The sequence below is a fragment of the Thermostichus sp. MS-CIW-26 genome, assembly GCF_054059115.1.
This window is the reverse complement of sequence record NZ_JBSSBV010000032.1, coordinates 11,848-30,880: the sequence shown is the minus strand read 5'-3', so window position 1 is coordinate 30,880 and position 19,033 is coordinate 11,848. Positions and strand designations below refer to the sequence as shown.

Below are 19,033 nucleotides of genomic sequence, written 5' to 3'. Positions count from 1 at the left end.
AACTCGGACGTGAAACGCATCAGCGGCGAACCTACTGGCAGGGCGACCTGCTGGCAACCTAGCTCGGTGCCAGGCCCACCACCCTAACCCAATCAAGAGGAACCCAATCAATAGGGGGGTTGGCTTCCGTCAAGCCTCTCTACCTGAAAGCTGACACCATTGGGTGAAGGCAAGCTAGTGAGGTAACAGTTTTGTCGACCATTAGCTTGCCATGTTACCTGCTCTACACCAGTTGGCTCGTTCTGCCAGAGCGGTCTTCGTGTACGGCATGGGAGAGGGGGGGATGTAATCCAACTTCACGATCCCTATCCGTAGTTACTCTTGGCATCTATCGACATCTAGCAGCAGCAGTGAGCTTGCAGTCGGGGTTACGAGGGATCCTCAGCCCACAGGTGATCGACGAACCGAGGGGAGTGGGAGAATCCCTGGCGGACACGGAGGCTTTGATCCAGGTTTGGCATGGACGCGGGGAGGGGCAAATTTACATCTGGGTCAGGTTCCATGCTCCTTATTCTGGCCATCCTGAGAGTTTTGTCCAGGGATCCGCTCTAGCCCAAAGGTATGGAGTGGGGCTGCACACCCACCTGGCGGAAACTCGCCGGGGAGTGGAAACTCTACAGGTTCGCTATGGATTGACCCCGGTGCAGTGTTTGAAACGCTGGGGATCCCTGAGTGCTCAGACCTTGGCCGCCCACTGTGTGCATGTGGGGGCTGAAGAAATCGAATCGAGGAGATGCGGTTGGCGGTGTTTCTGCAGCGGTTGGGATCGGGGGATGGAGCTGCTCTGCCGGCGCAACAGGCTTTGTGGATGGCTACACAAGGCAGTGCCGCCTGTCTGGGTCTGGAAGGGGAAATCGGCAGCTTGGAGGTGGGCAAAAAAGCGGATTTGATCTTGCTGGATTTGCACGTGGGCACCGCTAACCGCTATGCCAAAAAGCTCGCCACCTGCTTGTGAGAACCTGTGGGCTGCATTTTGACCGTGACTCTATTGCACAGCTCAAAGCGGCCCTCGTCGGGCATATGCTCGAAGAATGTGTTAGGCGTCAGAGGAGCAGCGACAGCCTGGATCACAGATATAACCCCTGGTCATTCGTCAGTGGTGCGGAGCGCATTGGGGGCATCCTAATCCCGCCAGCGGGCTTTTGGAGCATCCTGTGAATAGCTCTCAGGGTGCTTGCACGGGCGGTGGGTTGTTGCGCAAAAACGGCTGTACGGCTACAAATCCCAACCCAAACGATCCAATGACTAAGACGACTGCAGCGGCCATCCAAAGTACGGCAGAGCCCTGGGATCCGTGATGTTGCTCCCGTACCCGCTGATAAATGCCGGTGGAATAGGCTGAGGAGTCTGCCTCGCCGAGATAGGGATCCGGGCCGCCCCTATCCTGCATCAACTCGTCCAGGGAAGGAACCTGGTAGCCAGTGCGGGGGTAGGGCTCGGCAGAGGTGTGGGTGGAAGGGTGGCGAAGGGAATCAAAGGAGGACGGGGCAAAGCCGTTGGATGAGAAGGAGGGGGTCTCGTTGCGGGCCTGTCGGCGCTTGAGGCGATTCAAAAAATCGTAGCTGGGAGGGGCTTCCGGTTGGCCGGGATTGACAGTCGGGCTGTTCTGTTGGAAAGAGGCTTCAGAAGCTGCAGCAACTTGGGCAGCCTGGCCATTTGCGTCAGCAAGCCGTAGGCTGATTTGCTGCAGGCGCTTCAGGGTGTGGCCCAATTGCCCCTGGAACTCTTGGGTGATGGCAGCGAGCTCTCCAGACAACTGCTGATGCAGAGCACGCAGGCGCTGGTTTTCGGAGGAGAGCAGGCTTACCTGCTGACGGGCAGACTCCAACTCTTCGGCCACTTGTTGATACACCTGAATCGGCACCACCCCTGGCCCGGTCTCCATTGCGGCAGGGGAGCGAAAGCCACTGCGGGGCAAACCACCGGGGTTACCGTTGCTGTTGCGAGCGCCAGAGGGGTTAGAACCCCGAAAACCGTATTGCATAAATTGGGATCGACTCGGAAGGACAGGGGGCTGGGACAGCTTGACACAGAGGGATCCAAGATATCAGGGATCTCCAAGGATAGTGCTGAACACCGTCAATCTAAAGGCGTGCAGCTCTAGCGTTAGTGTAAGCCGCAATTACTACCCCAAGCATACCGCTAAGCCTTTGGAATGGGCGATCTCTTCACAGCAATTTTTCCCGCCCACAAGCGCCATTTCCCCGCTGCTTCCAGGGAGGGCCGGCTTGCGCTGTCGTTCCCACGTCACGAATACTCTCCCACCAAGTCTGGAGAACCAGGAGATTCGGAATTTGAGGCAGAGGAGTCCTGCAGCAGCCGCTCCAGATCCCGTCGCAGAGGTGGTTCCAACTGTTCCAGCTCATTGACAAAGTCTTTTATACCCTGAAACTGGCGATAAACGGAGGCAAAGCGCACGTAGGCCACCTCACTTAGGTGTTGCAGGCGCTCCAGCACCATCTCGCCGATGCGCAGGCTGGTTACCTCTTGGGCATCTTCCAATTGCAGTTTTTCTTCGATCTCATTGACCAGCTCTTCCATCTGTCTGACGGTGACGGGGGTTTTTTGGCAGGCACGCATCACCCCTTGCAGGATCTTGTTGCGGTTGAAACTTTCGCGGGATCCATCCCGTTTAATGACCATGATGGGCATGAACTCGATGCGCTCATAGGTGGTGAAGCGGTAGCCACAGGACATGCATTCTCGCCGCCGCCGCACACTCTGGCCACCTTCTGCCGAACGAGATTCCAAAACTCGGATTTCTTGTTTGCTGCAGCGGGGACATTTCATGGCTTGCAGTCCTTACAAAGCGACAGGTGGGTAGGAGGGTGCCTCAATTTTACCGGATGCTTAATCTTCTGGTGCTTAGACAGATTGCAAATGAGATGGACTCTGTTCGTCGAGTGCAGATTGCAAGGGATCCCACCAAGCAGCGGCTTGCGCCTGGATCTGGGCCTTCAGCTCCGGTTCCATGCGATCCAAATGGATCAATACCCATTTCATTCTGCCCAAGGGGGCTAAGAGGGATCGCTGACGCAACAGGAAGTCCCAATACAACGTATTGATGGGGCAGGCTTGTTTGCCAACCTTTTCGCTGGGATTGTAGCGGCAATGGCGGCAGTAGTCACTCATTTTGCGGATGTACTGAGCAGAGGCGGCATAGGGTTTGGTGGAGAGCATGCCCCCATCGGCAAAAAGGCCCATGCCGATGACGTTGGGCTGCATCACCCAGTCGTAGCTGTCGATAAACACATCCTGAAACCACGCTTCTACTGCCTGGGGCTGAATGCCACTGATGAGGGCGAAATTGCTGAGCACCATTAGCCGCTGGATGTGGTGGGCATAACCATGACGGCGAATTTGATCCAGGGTGTGCTGCAGACAGGCCATGTCGGTTTTGCCCGTCCAAAAAAACTCTGGCAGGGGTCGCTGGTGGCCAAAAAAGTTGTTCTGGGCATAGCCGTTGGGCATTTGGTATTCGTAGAAGCCGCGCATGTACTCCCGCCAGCCCAGGATCTGGCGGATGAAGCCTTCGGCGGAGGGCAGGGGGATCCCGCCGCGATGGTAGGCTTGTTCGACGGCAGCGATGACTTCGTGGGGGGTGAGCAGGCCCAAGTTGAGGTAGGGAGAAAGCAGCGAGTGGAAAAGGAAGTCTTCCCCGGCTTGCATAGCGTCTTGCCAGGGGCCGAAGTGGGGCAGGCGCTCGTGAATGAAATGATCAAGCACTTGCAGGGCTTGGGCGCGGGTGACGGCCCAGCCAAATCCTTCTAAGGATCCGAAGTGATGGCCGTAGTGTTGCTTAACTTTTGTGATCACGGCCTGGGTGATGGCATCGGGGGAAAAGGTGAGGGGCTGGGGATAGCGCATTCCCGGTTTGGGGGGATGGCGGTTTTCCCGGTCGTAGTTCCAGCGCCCGCCCAGGGGCTTGGGGCCATCCATGAGAATGCGGAAGCGTCTTCGCCCTTCGCGGTAAAAGTCTTCCAGGAGCAGGCGCTTGCGGCCTGAGGCCCAGTCGATAAATTGACGAGTACTCCAGAGGAAGTGGTTGTTTTCCAAGATCAGGAGGGGGCAGGGGAGGGTGGATCTCAGATTTTCCACCTCCTCCCGGATGGGAATATCGGCGGGCTGCATGAGGCGGATCTGCTGCAGTTGATGCTGCTTGGCCCAGGTTTGCAGGGGCTCGGCATAGCTGTCGGCTTCCACGTAGGTGACTGGGTAGCCCCGCTGTTGCAGTTCTTGGGCAAAGTGGCGCATGGCCGACCAGACCAGCACCAATTTCTGCTGATGGTGGTTGCGGGAGCTGGCCCACCGGTGAGATTCGATGAGAATGACGGGAACTCGGTCTGGGGATAGGGTCGAGAGGGAAGCGAGGGCGGATTGCTGGGGGTGGAGTTGATCCGCAAGGATCCAAACCCCTTCTGGGCCGGCAGATGGAGCGATCATGGGATGCTGAAGCTCTCGGTCTATGGGAGGAGCGCTGAGAATGACACAGGTTGAGTTTAGCTCTGGGGGGCAAGGCCAGGTGGCAGTTGCAAGGGATCCCAATGTCTGCTGAATCTCTGCGGATTGTTTTCAAGGCATGAACGGTACAGACGAGGAGAGAGAGACATTGCCGGAGAGACCCCACAGGCCGGGGATCCCTTGCCTGCGGTGGTGGGCCGGGCTGGGGATGGTGGCCCTGCTGCTGCTGGTGATCTGGAACTGCACGGATCCCTTGCCGCCGGCGTGGGATGAGGCCCAGCATCTGCTGCAGGCGCAGGCTTTTGGGCTTCACCTGCAGCGGTTTCGCTGGGATAGGCTGTGGGGGCAGCAGTTTTTGCATTTGAACCAGCGCTACCCCCCTTTGGCCTATTGGCTGGGGATCCCCTTGGCGGCTCTGCATCCCTTCAGCCGGGCGGACGGGCAGTTGCTCAACTTGGTGTTGCTGGGGGTTCTGGTTCTGGCAACCCAGCGGCTGGGACAGCGGGTCTATCGCTCCTGGGAAGTGGGCTGGCTGGCGGCGGCGCTGCTGCTCCTCTATCCGGGGATCACGGCTTTGGCCCACGTGTACATGTTGGAGTTGCCGCTGGTGGTGGCGGTGACGCTGGCGTTTTGGGCGCTGTGGGCCTATGGGGAGAAGCCTTCCTGGCGGGGGGCGGTGGGGGTGGGGGCGGGGGTGGCGGCGGTGCTGCTCACCAAGTGGACAGGGGTGCTGTTTTTGCTGCTGCCTTTGGTGGGAGTTGCAGGTCAGGCCCTCTGGCGCTCTGGGAAAGCGGTGGGGTGGTGGAAAGGGATCCCTTGGCCGGCGCGGCTGGCCCACTTGGCCTTGGGGATGGGTGTGATGCTGCTTTTGTGCTGGCCCTGGTATGGGGCCAATTGGCTGTTTGTGCTCAGCAATGGCTGGGCTTACGCCGAGACTGCCCACTACTACATCACTTGCCCAGCGGGATCCCTGTGCTGGTGGACTGCCTACTTGCGCCTTTTGCCCCTGCAGATGAGCCCTTTTTTGTGTGGGTTGCCGTTGCTGAGCGGGTGGGGATCCCTGGACAGGCGAGAGGCAGTCTTGTGGGCCACCTACGGTTCCGGCTACCTTCTCTACACCCTGGTGGATATCAAAGATGTGCGCTTCACCCTACCCCTGCTGCCCCTCTTGGCCGTGTTATCAGCAGGCGGGATCCAAAAGGCTTGCCGGTGGTTGGAGGAACGCCGGGGTGCGTGGGCTTTGCAAAGGGGAGTCTGTGCAGGGCTAGTTCTGGGCTGCTTGGCCTTGGCCAATTTGGGTCGGCCCCTCACCCCAGGGGTGGCCCCTCTGTGGACGGGGATCCAGATGCGCTGGCAGGGGAAGCACCCCACACAGGAGCTGACGCAGTGGATCCAATCCTTGATCCAGCCAGGCTTGACCACCACGCTGGGGGTTCTCCCCAACACAGAGCTGATCTCTTCCGAAACCCTCACCTACTTGGCGGCTCTTCAGCGCTGGCCGGTTACGTTCCGCGCTGCCGGGCAAACCCCCTGGCCGGAGTTGGAGCTCTCCTTGCTGGATGGGTTTGTGGATGCGGAAGGGGAACAGGGGATTATCGGCCCCTATGGCCCGACTAAGGAGCAGATCCGGCAGCACCTGCGCAGCAGCCCAGACTGGCGACAAGATCCGGCGGTGGAGTTGCCTACCTTGGGTCGGCTGCACACCTACTTCCCTCGCATGCCAAGAGTGACGGTGCAGAAGTGGCCTCTGGAAGCTGGGGAGGTGGAGCTGGTGGAGGTTGAGACGCTGTCGGAGCTGGGGATCCCGGCCTGGAAGTTGCGCTGGCAAGGCCCAGCTCAGAACTTGGCCCAGACGCTGGTTTGGGCGCGGCTGGAAGATGGGCAAGGACGGGTTTTGGAGAAGCGGGCCTGGGTGCTGGGGCAGAATCGCCTGCAGCTCAACTCAACAGGCGGCTGGCTGGTGGAAGAGATCTTGACGCTGCCCACAACCGACTTCCCAAGAGGTGGCCTTCTCCACCTGGAATGGCAGTTGCCCAAAGGGACCCGCCATTCCCTACACCAATCCTGGAGAGGATCCCTGTCGAGCTTCCCGAAGGAGGGATCCCCCCTTGTAACGGATCCCTTGTTTCCTCTCCGCGAGGCGGCCAGAGCTGCTGCCGCTGGGGATCTGCAGGCCCTCTCCCTTTACCTCAATGCCTGGACAACCCTGCAATACCCGACTTTTTTGACGGATCCAGATCGCATCCTGGTACGGCAACTGCTGGAGGGGGAACGGCAACAGGCTGCTGCCCAAGGCCAACCGAGCCAGCAAATCCAAAGCCACTACCAACTGGGCTTGATGTTGGCGGCGCTGTTACAACCAGAAGCAGCTCAGTTGCATTTTCAACAGATCGTCGAGCTGGATCCGGAAGACGAGTGGGCGCGGGCTTACCTGGGGTTTTTGCGAGTATTGTTCACTCACGACTTTGAGGGGATCCGGGGGTTGCGACAAGAGCTCTCGGCTGTGCTTCAGCCTCTTTGCCGGAAAGCGGATTTGGATTGGGATTTGAATTGGATTTGTGCTGCTCTTTAGCCACAAAGTCCAGCTCCATTTGAGAAACCTGGGAAAGAAGAAAGTCGGCAAAAGCTTTGGCCACCACCGAAAGACGTTTAGAGCGCAAATAGACCAAATGCCAGAACCCCCGAATGGGAAACTCTTCCACATCCAAAATAGCCAGATGATGCTGCCACCCCCCCAAGGCCAACACATGCTGAGACAAAACCGAAATGCCCAATCCACCCACAATGCCCTGGCGAATGGCTTCGCTGCTGCCTATCTCCATGCGGATGTTGAGCTTTAGGTTATGCTTCTCAAAAAGCCGCTCTACAGCCATGCGGGTGCCGGAGCCGGGTTCACGGGCTAAAAAAGGTTCTTGGGCAATGCGCGCCAGAGGGATCCGCTTTTGGCCCACCAGGGGATGATGAATGGGGGCCATCACCACCAAAGGATTTTCCAGAAAAGGTTGCGCCACCACGTCCAGATCTTCTGGCGGCATCCCCATCACGTAGAGATCGTCCATGTTGTTGCTCATCCGCTCCAAAACCTGCTGGCGGTTGAGCACCTTAAGAGCTACGTCAATGCCGGGATACTGCTGACAAAATGGCCCCAGAAGACGGGGAATAAAGTATTTGGCAGTGGTGACCACTCCAATGCTCAGCCGTCCCTGCTTTAACCCCTTCAGGTCGGCAAGGGTCATCTCAAATTGATTCAATTGTTCAAAAATCTTCTCGCAGGTTTGGTGTAAAGCTTGCCCCGCTTCGGTGAGATACAGCCGCTTGCCCACCTGTTCAAACAGCGGTAACCCCACGGCTTTGCTCAATTGCTTGATCTGCATGGAAATCGTGGGTTGGGTCAGGTAGAGCTCTTCGGCAGCGCGGGTAAAGCTCAGGTGGCGGGCGGCAACCTCGAAGATTTGCAGTTGATGCAGGGTAATGGCCTTCATGGACAATCAAGAAAAGCTAAAGGTTTACTACTAAATCATAAGCGCTAATCTATGCCTTTTGGCGAGATCCCCATGAGAGCCTGGCTAACGGTCACAGTGGCGGAAGGGGCAAAACCGAAGAGCAACCCCCTACCACTCGGACTTAAGGTAGAGATCGACCAAGGGATTGCGCCGGTGTGGGCACGGGCGGCTGTTTTTTTTCAATAGCCGCTCTCTGGGCAGGAGAAGAGTACGATCGCAGACATTCTCGTGGAGGTTGAGGGTGCTGAGACTGCCGAAAAACCAAGGGATCCGCTGGCTTGCGGGTGTGCTGGGCGCGCTGATGTTGCTGGGATCCGGAATCACGGCCCAGGCTCAGTTCTTGTGGCCCGGCCATTCCCTTTTCCCCAGCTCTGGTTCCGTAGACAGTGCGGAACAGAGGGGATCCCACTTGGCTGCTCGGCTCGACGCCTACTGCCGACAGCTGCCCGAGGAGGTAGCGCGCAAGGCTCAACTGCGCCAGCAGGCTGCCCAGTCGAATGCTGCTTGGGCCGAGTACACCCAAGTTTTGGCCGAACATGGCGCTGCCTTGATCGCCTGCCGCAGCCAACGCTGGCCCCAGATCCAGGCCATCTGGGTACGTCTGCATCCCTGTGATGCCAATCCGGGCGTGTTGGATCAGGTATTCGACCAAGTGGTAAACCTGGGCTACAACCGCGTCTTTATCGAGACCTTTTACGATGGCCGCTCTATTTTGCCGGATGGCGCAGGGGGGATCTGGCCCAGCTTACAGCCCAACGCCGACTTGTTGGATCTGGCTCTGAAGGCGGCACGACGCCGCGGTTTGTCTGCTTATGCTTGGGTGTTTTCCCTCAATTTCGGCTACAGCTACGGACAACGGCCCGATCGACAGGTGGTCCTGGCCCGCAACGGTCGCGGCATAACCACTGTTCTGGATCCGGCAACAGCCCTTGGGGAAGATTTGGGCAGCCCGGATGAGGTGTTTGTGGATCCCTTTCATCCCTTGGCACGGCGGGATTTTGCCGAGTTGGTCCGCCGCATTCTACAGCGACAGCCAGATGGGATCCTTTTCGACTACATTCGCTATCCGCGTGGCTCAGGGGGATCCAGCGTGGCAGCCACCGTCCGAGACTTGTGGATTCATGGAGAGGCCGCCCGGAAAGCCTACCTCAATTTGGCAGAAAACCCGGCGGGTCGGGCATTGCTGGAGCGCTACCTAAGCCAGGGCTACATTGCAGTGGCAGATGTTCTCCATCTGGATGCCACCTATGCCGAAGAGCCCAGGTGGCGGCAGCCAGGGGATCCCTGGCCCAGCCCGACCGAGAAATGGGCGCTTTCCCCAGAGTTACTGGACTGGGCTACCCAAGACATGGCCAGCAGGAATTGGCAGGGGGATCAGCTTTCCTCTGCAAAAGATTTACCAGAGAGTCTGGAGAAACCGGCGGATTCCAGTTCTGAGGCAGCAGCACCAACTCCTGCCCCTTCCCCCACCCCCAGCGCCGCCGTTCGCCAAGAACGTTGGCAGCAGCAGCTTTGGCAGCTGAGCGTCGAGTTTGCCCGCTACGGCGTTCTCGATTATCTACAGCAGGCCGCCCAACCCGCCCAGAGGCTGGGGATCCCGGTGGGGGCTGTCTTCTTCCCAGAAGGCAACCAAGCAGTAGGAGAAGGGTTTGACGCTCGTCTGCAACCCTGGGACCGCTTTGATCCGGGTATGGAATGGCACCCAATGGCCTATGCCAAGTGCGAGGATAGCTCCTGTGTGGCGCAGCAGGTGGAGCAGGTCCTGGCTGTGGCCTCTCCCCAAACCTTTGTCTGCCCGGCCATTGCCGGTCTATGGGGACAAGCCCAGCGGCAACGCCCCAGCCTGGAAACCCAAACAGCAGAGCTGGCCCGCCGCTTCCCGCAGTTGCCCTGTGTGAGTCACTTCGCCCTCTCCTGGATCGAGCCGGAGCTGGAGCGCAGCCGTCGCACCTGTCAACTCTAACGCCCATCCCAATGTAAACTACCCGGCTCCGACCGCTAAGCGGTACGGAGCGGGCTTTCAGTAGCCCTGAGCCTGCTCTGCTCTACCAGAGAACAAAACAGGCCCGAACCTCTAGGCTGGTTTACGACAGCCCCCAAAAGCGCAATCACATTCGCACCATTCAAATCCGCATCTCCTTCCCATCCACAGTGCCCACACTTGAACGACTTGCCACTGCGGTAGGACTTGCCCTGCTCAGGGTGGATGTGTAAGCACCGGTGACAGGTCTGCGACGTGTAAGCAGGCGGTACAAGAACCAGAGAAACCCCTGCAGCCCTCGCCTTGTATTCCAGAAACTGACGTAGTTGGTAGAACGCCCAACTGTTGGCCCTGCGCCGCTCGGCTTTGCTGCGCGGCTGTTGATTGACCCTTTCCCGGATCCCTGTCAGGTCTTCCAGAGCGATAGCGCTGTTTGTCGCCTTTGCCCTAGAGACAATAGCTTTGGAGATGCGATGATTGACCCACGCCTGAAAGCGCCTCTCCTTGCCAGACAGCCGTTGCAACAGTTCTCTGCATCTGCGCCGCGAACTGCGGGTGCCCTTACTGGCTTTGCGTTGAAGTACCGCCCTCAACCGCGAGTGATGGTCTCGGACTTTGTTCAACTGCTGTCCATTCCAGTTATCACCCTCTGACGTATGGGCAATATCCGTCCTTCCCAAATCCACCCCCAGCACTCTATCCGTGCCTTGCGGTGGGCACGGTTCCGTTTCCACACAGATTTGAATGGAGTAGGAACCGTCTTTGCGCTTGACCAGAGTGGCAGATTTGGGATTGGAGCCCGCCAGCCGTTCTCTCTGGTAGCGGCCAATCGCCAGCTCAAAGCGCTCTCGACCCCCAACGGTGGTCAGCGACACCGTCCAGTCTTTCTCGCGAAACGAAAAGATACGGGCATCGTAGGTCGCAAAGCCTCTCTTGAACGCTTTGACCGGACGGTTTTCCTGTCGGGCAACTTTACGGGCACCGGCCAGCCGTCTGCAGACCTGCTGAGCCAAGTTACTGGACAAGCCGAACCGGGCCCGGATTTGGCGGTAGCACAGAGATTGAAGTTTAACGGCGTTAACTACCTTCTCTGGTGTGTTTTGGTTGACCCAGTTCAAGGCTTGGCCGAAAGCAGCCAAGGTCGCGTCCAATTTGGCGGCTTGCGACTGGGACACCTTGAGCTTGCAGGAGACGGTCAGGACTTGGGTCATGGTTCTATCGTAACTTCCGCATTCCTCCCGGCACTGACCCTACGGGTACAGTGCGGGGCTCCTGCGATTTCTAGCTGAAAGTTAGGAATTCTGAACTTATGAGCCCTGAGCAATTTGATCTGATTAACCGCCTGTTTCAACTGACCTTTCAGATCGGGGATCGCTTGGGCTGTGAATCCTCAGATCCTGCTCAATTGTTGCTGACCAACCGGCCCAGCCTGGAATCCAGTTGCACATTCTTTCCTTCCGATTTCACCTACGAAGCCTTGGATCCCCAAGTGTGGGCCGACTACATGGCGGAAGTTCCGGCCTTAGCGCAGATGGCGAATATTTTGCAACCTTATCCTTTCACCTGTGGCATTTATCGCCAAGACGAGGTTTCGTGGTGGATTTGCGCCTTTTGGGCAGCCCAAGAGGACTTGGGAACCAACTTGCTCTTGCGCGCCCACAGAGTCGAAACTTAGGCGCTTGAGCCCTATCTCCTCTCCCTCATCGAGACGGGGATCGGCGTTACCGGAATCAAAGGGGCTGATAGCAGTCGTGGTTTTTATTACCATCTATTTCAACTGATCGCGCTAGCGGGCCAGAGGCCTTAGCAGGAAGCAACCGGTCGTTTGTTTCACCTTGACGGTGAGATAAATGACTATGCGTTGTGGAACGGTTTATTGCAATTGACCTACTCGCGACCGCTATAGCTGGCTTCCGCCCAGAGCGTGAGCTGGGGGCCTTACGGCACTCCTTCGTAAATCACATAGACTCCGGCGCGCTCAGGCCGAGAATGCCGGTGAGGACGTTAAACAAAACCTGCTGCGTGGCCTGCACCAATTGGATGCGGGCTTGGGCCAAAAGGGGATCCTCTTTCAAGAGCGGCAAAATACGGCAGTTGTCGTAAAACTTGTTGAAATCGGCGGCGATGGCTTCTGCATAGCGGATGATCTTGTGGGGAGCGCGCTCTTCGGCAGCGGCGATCAGCTCATCCGGCAAGGCCAACAAGCGCAGCAGCAGGGCCCGCTCTTCTGGCTCTTTGTAGGGCAGTTTTTGTTGCTCCGTCAAAGGGACTTTGTTGGTCAGTTCAACCTTTTCTTCTTCCTGTAGCCGCCGCAGCAGAGTGCAACAGCGGGCATGGCTGTAGTGAACATACACGACCGGGTTATCGAAAGTTTGCTTGACGGCCAAATCCAAATCGAAGTTGATGGGGCTGTCCATGCTGCTGCTAAGCAAAAACCAGCGGGCTGCATCGACCCCCACGCCAATTTCTGGATCTTCGATCAGGTCATTGAGTGAGACAAAGTTGCCGGTGCGCTTGGACATGCGCACTTCGGTTTTCTCACCGGTTTGCGGGTCGGTTTTGAACAATTTGACAAATTGTCCAATCAAGATTTCCAGCTTGACATCTGGGCTGAAGGCACCCACCGCCGCCTTTAAGCGGCCGATATAGCCATGGTGATCCGAGCCGAGAATGTTGATCAGCCGGTGATATCCCCGCTGCACTTTATCCCGGTGGTAGGCAATATCGGCGGCTAGATAAGTGAACGAACCATCGGCCTTTTGCACCACCCGATCCTTGTCGTCGCCAAATTCTTGGGTTTTGAAATAGACGGCCTCTTCGGCCCCTGGCTTGGGATCCTCACCCCGGGGAGCCTTGGCCCTGTAGAGAAAGCCGCGTTCTTCCAGCTCCTGTAAAGTCTGTTGGATGGCGCTCAGGCCCGTCTCGGGATCCGGGGTGTGCAGGCGGCGTTCGCTGAACCAGTGATCGAACTCGGTGCGCAATTGCTGGAGAGTTTGCTTCTGCCAGGCCAGCATTTCCCCGTAGGCCAAATCAATATATTCCTCCAAGGTGGTGGGCAGAGGGCGGATCCCGGCTTTCACCTGCTCCAAGAGACGTTGGGCCATCTCGATCAAGTAGGTGCCGTGATAGGCATCTTCCGGCAAAGCGATGTCTTCCCCCTGCAGTTGCCGCACCCGCACCTCGAGGGACTGGCCCAGGAGCCGCATTTGGTTGCCGGCATCGTTGATGTAAAACTCCCGCTCCACCTGGTGCCCCGTCCAGCGCAGCAGGTTGGCCACTGTGGAGCCGACGGCAGCCCAACGCCCATGGCCCACATGCAAAGGCCCCGTCGGGTTGGCGGAGACAAACTCCAGCAGAATGCGCTCGGGATGGGGGGTGGCTGTTTTGCCGAAGTGTTCTCCCAGATGCAGCAGCTCCTGCAGGCGCTCGGCCAAAAAGGGATCCCCCAGCCGGAAGTTGATAAACCCGGCCCCCGCCACTTGGGTTTCGATGTCCGGCAGATCCAGATGGCTCTGCAGGGTTTGGGCAATCTGTGTCGGTGCCATGCGACAGGCTTTGGCCATGCCCAGGGGGGTGGGACAGGCGTAATCGCCGTAGCGAGGGTCATTGGGGATCTGGATCACGGGGGCAATGGCTGCGGCTTGTGGGGGAGCCAGGGATCCCAGTTGGCCTGCTTCTGCTGCCTGTCGAATGGCCTCAGATACAGCACCGGCGAGAAAGCGAACCAGGGAGGTGGAAGGGGATTGGATGGCCATGGTTGAAGAGAGATACACGTGAGTTAAGAGCAATGGCGATCGGGATCCCTGCGGCAGCAGGAGCACTATCATACCGGCAACGAACCGGCCATGACCAAGGCAGAGTTCTCACCTTGGCTAAAAGGGGATCCCCCAGCAGGTAAAGGTATCCTCAAATACAGAAGTTTGACTCCGCCTTGCTAAGTTGGTTGCTTATAGTCTTCACTCCATTGTTTGCCGCATTCCCGTTTGCGGATCCCTACTGAGCCAGGTGCTGTGGAGCATATAGATATGTCCATCCCGAAATCGTCGCGTCGTCAATTCCTTCAATCTGCTGCTGCGGCTGCCTCTTGGGTTGCCGTTGGAGGGCTAAAGGCGAGGGCTCAGAGCCGCGGGCCGCTTCTGGTTTCCCAGGGACTGACGCCCCTGAAGTTTACCCTCTCTTGGTTGCCCTCTTCGATGGATACCCCCCTTGTAACGGCGATCTTGAAGGGCTACTTCGCCGAAGAGGGGCTGGAGGTCACCTACGAGCGCGGCTATGGCTCCGCCGATTCCATCACCAAGATTGCCGCTGGCCAGTACGACCTGGGGGAAGGGGATCCCTACTCCATGATCGAGTTCAATGCCAAAAATCCGGACGTGCCCTTGGTAGCGATCTATGTCCACTTCAATCGCTCTCCCTTTGGCATCTACACCTTGAAAGATAAGGGCATTGGGGAGCCGGCCCAACTGGCGGGCAAGAAGCTGGGAGCGCCGGCAGGGGATGCGCCGCGTCGGCTCTGGCCGGTCTTTGCCAAGCAAGTCGGCATCGATCCGGGCTCGGTGGAGTGGGTAACTATGGAGCCGCAGTTGCGCGAACCTTTCCTCATCCAAGGTCGGGTGGATGCCATCAGCGGCTTTATGACCTCAGCCATGCCCAATCTGGTGCGGGGCGGCGTCAGCTTGGAGGACATCACGGCTTTCCTTTACAACGACTATGGCCTTGAGCTGTACGGCAATGCGCTCATCACTCGTGTGCAATTGCTGCAGGAAAAACCGGAGCAGCTCAAAGCTTTTTTGCGGGCGTATGTTAAGGGTTGGCAAGACACCATCCGCGACACCGATGGCAACATGTTGGCCCTTCTGGACAAAGCCAAAGCCGAGGGGCAGGTGCTGGATATGGCAACTGAGAAATTGCGCCTCGCCCTGGCCATGCCGCGCCTGTTTGTTACCGATGAGGTGCGAGAAATTGGCTTGGGGGATGTGGTGCCCGCGCGTATGGAAACCTCAATTGCTCAGGTGGTGGATGGCTTTGGCTTGCCCACTAAGCCCTCTCTAGAGCAAGTGTTTGATGGAAGTCTGCTCCCACCCAAGTCTGAGCGGATGATTGGATAATCTGGGTTAGGCCAGCAACGATTTTGAAGCCTCTGTCTATTGGCTTGCCGGTGCAGGCCAACTCATCCTGCTTGCTGGGAGGCTATTTCTGGCTGCAGGTGCGGTCTGCGTCCTTATTGGATCCCTCATCCGCGAAGTATCCCCAAAGCTTTTCGTGGCAGGGATCCCAGGCTGCTCCTGAAAGAGGCCGACGGGAGACCTGTTCGCGTTGGTGGATGGGAGACCGGAAGCGGCATGGAGCAGTAGGGGAGTGTCTCGAACTTTGTTTAGGGTTACCCAAGAACGCCGTAAGGCCCCTGCCTTTGGGCATGGGGAGCATGTCAATGAAATCAAACCTGAGAAACAGATGTATTGGGAAGAGTAGCTTAGGGGTGCTTGAAGTCGAGATAGCTTTTCCGATCCCGAAAAAAAGCTGAATAAGTTTGTGGTGCTCAGGGATCCCTTTTAACCTGGAGGGGATCACTAGGGAGTTTAGGCCCTTGGAAACTTTTGTTCTGATTAAGCAAGTTCCCGATCAAAACGCCAAGGCCGGCATCAACAGTGACGGCACGATCGATCGCGCCAAGGCCAAGCGGATGTTAAACCCTTTTGATCGCTATGCACTGGAAGCAGCTCTGCAAACCAAACGGCAACACGGGGCAAGGGTAACGGCAATCACAATGGGGCCACCCCCGGCCATTGAGGTGCTCTACGAGGCCATTGCCCACGGGGTGGATCGGGGTATTTTGATGACCGACCGCCGCTTGGCCGCTTCCGATACCCTAGCCACTGCCTATACCCTGGCCCAGACGGTTCGCTATGCTGGCCGGCCTGATGTGATCTTCTGTGGGCTCCAGACCACCGACGGCGATACGGCCCAGGTGGGGCCGCAGTTGGCGGAGCGGTTGGGGATCCCTCAGGTCACCTATTGCGAAGCCTTCGAGATTCAGGATGGGATCCTGGTGGCGCGGCGGGCCATTGAAGGGGGATCCCAGATCGTGATGGTGCCCCTGCCGGTTTTGATCACGGTGGCCAATTCCGCTCGGCGTTTGGCCTACCCCACCCTACGGGGTGTGCAGCGGGTGCAGCGGCTGATGCGGGATGAGGCGGCACGGGCCGAGGCGATCCAGATCCTCAACTTGGACGATGTGGAGGCAGACCCGGAGCGCTGCGGTCTCAAGGGATCCCCAACCATCGTGGCTGCCACCGAAAAAGTGGGGGAAATTGGCGGCAACTGTCAGATCTTTCAAGGGCAGTCCGTCCCCCAACTGGTCAACCAACTAACTCAGGCCGTTGACCTCTTCCGCTACGCGGCAACTTCCTAGATCTTCTGCCTTGCATCCCTCTGGCCAATTCTTATCTCCATCACCTTTCAATCCTCATCGTCTCATCTATCGATCCCAGGGTGGCTAGCCGGCGAAAGCTCCCGGTTTTGGGCAGTGAAAAGTTAACTCAGAAAGACTCTGCTGACCTCGTCGCAATTGCAACACCCAAGATTGCCCTCGACCCGATTCAATCCCGATCTCAACTTAGGAGTCACGGTTCTATGGATCGCAAGCGGATAGTGGTCTTCGCCGAGCAGGTGAACGGGGAACTGCAGCCCATTGGCTTAGAGTTGTTGGGGGCCGGGCGGCGGCTGGCCGATAAGCTGGGAGCCACCTTGAGCGCTCTTGTGCTTGGATACAACATTGCCCACTTGCCCCCAATTCTGATCGGCCACGGGGCAGATCAAGTCTTCATCGCCGATCACCCCGAGTTGGCCGAATACCGCACCCTGCCCTACCGCCGGGTGATTACAGACTTGATCAAAAGCTGGCCCCAACCACCCCACACCATCCTGCTGGGATCCACCACCACCGGGCGAGATCTGGCCCCCCGCTTGGCCGCCCACCTGGAGACCGGCCTGACCGCTGACTGCACCGAGCTGGACATTGGCCCCTTCGAGTACACCAACAGCAAAGATCCCAGCAAGTCCGGCTTCTTCCCCGACTGCCTTTATGCCATCCGGCCCAGCTTCGGCGAATCTCTCAAGGCTCGCATCCTTGGCCCCTGGAAAAACCCGCAAATGGCCACAGTACGACCAGGGGTGATGGTGCCCCTGCCCTGGGACAGATCCCGCCAGGGGGAAGTGATCCCGGTGCCGGTCAACTTGGATCCCGGCGATCTGCGCCTGCAGATTGTGGAAACGGTGCGCAACCTGTCCCAGGCGGTAGATCTCACCCGCGCCAAGGTGATCGTTTCCGGCGGCTACGGGCTGGGATCCCCAGAGGGATTTGAGCTGTTGAAGGAGTTGGCCGCTTGTTTCCCCAACAGCGCCGTCGGCTCCTCCCGCAAGGCCGTGGATTCTGGGTGGATCCCCTATGCCCACCAGGTGGGCCAAACCGGCAAGACCGTCCGCCCCCAGCTCTACATCGCCTGCGGCATTTCTGGGGCCATTCAACATCGCGTGGGCATGGACAAATCCCAGACGATCATTGCCATCAACAAAGACAGCGCCGCTCCTATCTTCAAATTTGCCCACTACGGCATTGTCGGGGATCTCTACCAGGTGGTGCCGGAGCTGATCCGGCAACTGCGACAGAGACAGGAGGAGCTCCGAGAAGGCGCCGAGGGCCAGCCTTTCCAGAGCCTCGGCGAGCGGATCCCAATTTTGCAGAGTCGATAAGAGATGGTTGGCAAAAACGCTCTCAGCTAGAAATCGCAGGAGCCCCGCACTGTACCCGTAGGGTCAGTGTCGGGAGGAATGCGGAAGTTATGATAGAACCATGACCCAAGTCCTGACCGTCTCCTGCAAGCTCAAGGCGTCCCAGTCGCAAGCCGCCAAATTGGACGCGACTTTGGAGGCTTTTGGCCAAGCCTTGAACTGGGTCAACCAAAACACACCCGAGAAAGTCGCCAACGCCGTTAAGCTCCAGTCTCTGTGCTACCGCGAAATCCGTGCCCGGTTCGGCTTATCCAGTAACTTGGCAAGGACTACGTCCCGCTTACGCGACCAGCAGGTCTGCAGACGGCTGGCCGGTGCCCGTAAAGTTGCCCAACAGAAAAACCGTCCGGTCAAAGCGTTCAAGAGAGGCTTTGCGACCTACGATGCCCGTATCTTTTCGTTCCGCGAGAAAGACTGGACGGTGTCGCTGACCACGGTGGAGGGTCGGGAGCGCTTTGAGCTGGCGATTGGCCGCTACCAGAGAGAACAGTTGGCAGGCTCCAATCCCAAATCTGCCACTCTGGTCAAGCGCAAAGACGGTTCCTACTCTATTCAGATCTGTGTGGAAGCGGAGCCATCCCCACCGCAACGCACGGGTAGAGTGCTGGGCGTGGATTTGGGCAGGACGGATATTGCTCATACGTCAGAAGGGGATAACTGGAATGGACAGCAGTTGAACCGAATCCGAGACCACTACTCCAAGCTGAGGGCGGCACTCCAACGCAAAGCCAGTAAGGGCACCCGCAGTTCGCGGCGCAGATGCAGAGAACTGTTGCAACGGCTGTCTGGCAAGGAGAGGCGCTTTCAGGCGTGGGTCAATCATCGCATCTCCAAAGCTATTGTCTCTAGGGCAAAGGCGACAAACAGCGCTCTTGCTCTGGAAGACTTGACAGGGATTCGGGAAAGGGTCAATCAACAGCCACGCAGCAAGACAGAGCGTAGGCGGGCAAATAGTTGGGCGTTTTATCAACTCCGTCAATTTTTGGAGTACAAGGCTCTGCGTGCGGGGGTTGCTCTGATTCTTGTTCCGCCTGCCTACACGTCGCAGACCTGCCACCGGTGTTTGCACATTCATCCCGACCCTGCGCAATCCTATCGCAGTGGAAAGAAGTTTAAGTGTGGACACTGTGGATGGGAAGGGGATGCGGATTTGAATGGTGCGAATGTGATTGCGCTTTTGGGGGCTGCTGTAAACCAGCCTAGAGGTTCGGGCTTGTTTTGTTCTCTGGTAGGGCAGAGCAGGCTCAGGGCTACTGAAAGCCTGCTCCGTACCGCTTTAGCGGTCGGTGTCGGGTAG

14 protein-coding genes and 1 pseudogene are annotated in these 19,033 nt (G+C 58.0%); 9 read left to right on the top strand and 6 right to left on the bottom strand.

All coding sequences use genetic code 11. The annotated features are described in order from the left end of the window. Nucleotides 1–191: 191 nt before the first annotated feature. Both ACVWZU_RS10475 and ACVWZU_RS10470 read left to right on the top strand, forming a co-directional pair. Nucleotides 192–665: pseudogene (locus ACVWZU_RS10475) on the top strand (hypothetical protein); the annotation flags it as partial. 80 nt (nt 666–745) lie between these two features. Then, nucleotides 746–955 (top strand): amidohydrolase family protein, encoded by a 210-nt coding sequence (locus tag ACVWZU_RS10470; RefSeq protein ID WP_457444782.1) that lies wholly within the window; start codon nt 746–748, stop codon nt 953–955. Between the two features lie 210 nt (nt 956–1,165). Here the strand turns inward: ACVWZU_RS10470 and ACVWZU_RS10465 are convergent, their stop codons facing one another. The 3 genes from ACVWZU_RS10465 to ACVWZU_RS10455 all read right to left on the bottom strand — a co-directional run bounded on the left by ACVWZU_RS10465 (nt 1,166) and on the right by ACVWZU_RS10455 (nt 4,443). After that, nucleotides 1,166–1,984 (bottom strand): hypothetical protein, encoded by an 819-nt coding sequence (locus ACVWZU_RS10465; RefSeq protein WP_457444780.1) that lies wholly within the window; start codon nt 1,982–1,984, stop codon nt 1,166–1,168. Between the two features lie 263 nt (nt 1,985–2,247). Next, nucleotides 2,248–2,790: a transcriptional regulator NrdR gene (gene nrdR, locus ACVWZU_RS10460; RefSeq protein ID WP_414328718.1), complete on the bottom strand. Its 543-nt coding sequence runs from the start codon at nt 2,788–2,790 to the stop codon at nt 2,248–2,250. A gap of 75 nt (nt 2,791–2,865) precedes the next feature. Further along, nucleotides 2,866–4,443 carry a cryptochrome/photolyase family protein gene (locus tag ACVWZU_RS10455; RefSeq protein WP_457444778.1) on the bottom strand — a complete coding sequence of 526 codons (1,578 nt, stop codon included), beginning with the start codon at nt 4,441–4,443 and terminating at the stop codon, nt 2,866–2,868. A 136-nt stretch (nt 4,444–4,579) separates the two neighbouring features. Between ACVWZU_RS10455 and ACVWZU_RS10450 the strand changes: the two genes are divergently transcribed. Beyond that, nucleotides 4,580–7,033 (top strand): hypothetical protein, encoded by a 2,454-nt coding sequence (locus ACVWZU_RS10450; protein ID WP_457444776.1) that lies wholly within the window; start codon nt 4,580–4,582, stop codon nt 7,031–7,033. Here ACVWZU_RS10450 and ACVWZU_RS10445 read toward each other — a convergent pair. Further along, nucleotides 6,915–7,943, bottom strand: coding sequence for a LysR substrate-binding domain-containing protein (locus ACVWZU_RS10445; RefSeq protein ID WP_457388047.1), 1,029 nt, complete (start codon nt 7,941–7,943; stop codon nt 6,915–6,917). The genes ACVWZU_RS10450 and ACVWZU_RS10445 overlap by 119 nt on opposite strands. A gap of 262 nt (nt 7,944–8,205) precedes the next feature. On the opposite strand from ACVWZU_RS10445, the gene ACVWZU_RS10440 reads away from it, so the two are divergent. Beyond that, nucleotides 8,206–9,927 (top strand): hypothetical protein, encoded by a 1,722-nt coding sequence (locus tag ACVWZU_RS10440; RefSeq protein ID WP_457444774.1) that lies wholly within the window; start codon nt 8,206–8,208, stop codon nt 9,925–9,927. Nucleotides 9,928–9,962: 35 nt separating this feature from the next. Here ACVWZU_RS10440 and ACVWZU_RS10435 read toward each other — a convergent pair whose 3' ends face one another. Further along, a complete protein-coding gene (locus ACVWZU_RS10435) occupies nt 9,963–11,156 on the bottom strand; it encodes an RNA-guided endonuclease InsQ/TnpB family protein (protein WP_457444772.1) in 1,194 nt (397 codons plus the stop codon). 98 nt (nt 11,157–11,254) lie between these two features. Here ACVWZU_RS10435 and ACVWZU_RS10430 point away from each other — a divergent pair, with 98 nt between their 5' ends. Further along, nucleotides 11,255–11,620: a hypothetical protein gene (locus ACVWZU_RS10430; RefSeq protein ID WP_011433539.1), complete on the top strand. Its 366-nt coding sequence runs from the start codon at nt 11,255–11,257 to the stop codon at nt 11,618–11,620. 283 nt (nt 11,621–11,903) lie between these two features. On the opposite strand, the gene argS is transcribed toward ACVWZU_RS10430, so the two are convergent. Next, entirely contained in the window at nt 11,904–13,700 is a 1,797-nt protein-coding gene (gene argS / locus ACVWZU_RS10425; protein ID WP_414355598.1) for an arginine--tRNA ligase, read from the bottom strand. Between the two features lie 270 nt (nt 13,701–13,970). Here argS and ACVWZU_RS10420 point away from each other — a divergent pair, with 270 nt between their 5' ends. The 4 genes from ACVWZU_RS10420 (at nt 13,971) to ACVWZU_RS10405 (ending at nt 19,033) form a co-directional block, all read left to right on the top strand. Continuing rightward, nucleotides 13,971–15,053, top strand: coding sequence for an ABC transporter substrate-binding protein (locus ACVWZU_RS10420; protein WP_457396030.1), 1,083 nt, complete (start codon nt 13,971–13,973; stop codon nt 15,051–15,053). A 479-nt stretch (nt 15,054–15,532) separates the two neighbouring features. Beyond that, nucleotides 15,533–16,357 carry an electron transfer flavoprotein subunit beta/FixA family protein gene (locus tag ACVWZU_RS10415; protein ID WP_457444769.1) on the top strand — a complete coding sequence of 275 codons (825 nt, stop codon included), beginning with the start codon at nt 15,533–15,535 and terminating at the stop codon, nt 16,355–16,357. Between the two features lie 221 nt (nt 16,358–16,578). Then, nucleotides 16,579–17,697, top strand: a complete 1,119-nt coding sequence (locus ACVWZU_RS10410; protein ID WP_457444767.1) for an electron transfer flavoprotein subunit alpha/FixB family protein — start codon at nt 16,579–16,581, stop codon at nt 17,695–17,697. Nucleotides 17,698–17,797: 100 nt separating this feature from the next. After that, nucleotides 17,798–19,033 carry an RNA-guided endonuclease InsQ/TnpB family protein gene (locus ACVWZU_RS10405; protein ID WP_457444765.1) on the top strand — a complete coding sequence of 412 codons (1,236 nt, stop codon included), beginning with the start codon at nt 17,798–17,800 and terminating at the stop codon, nt 19,031–19,033.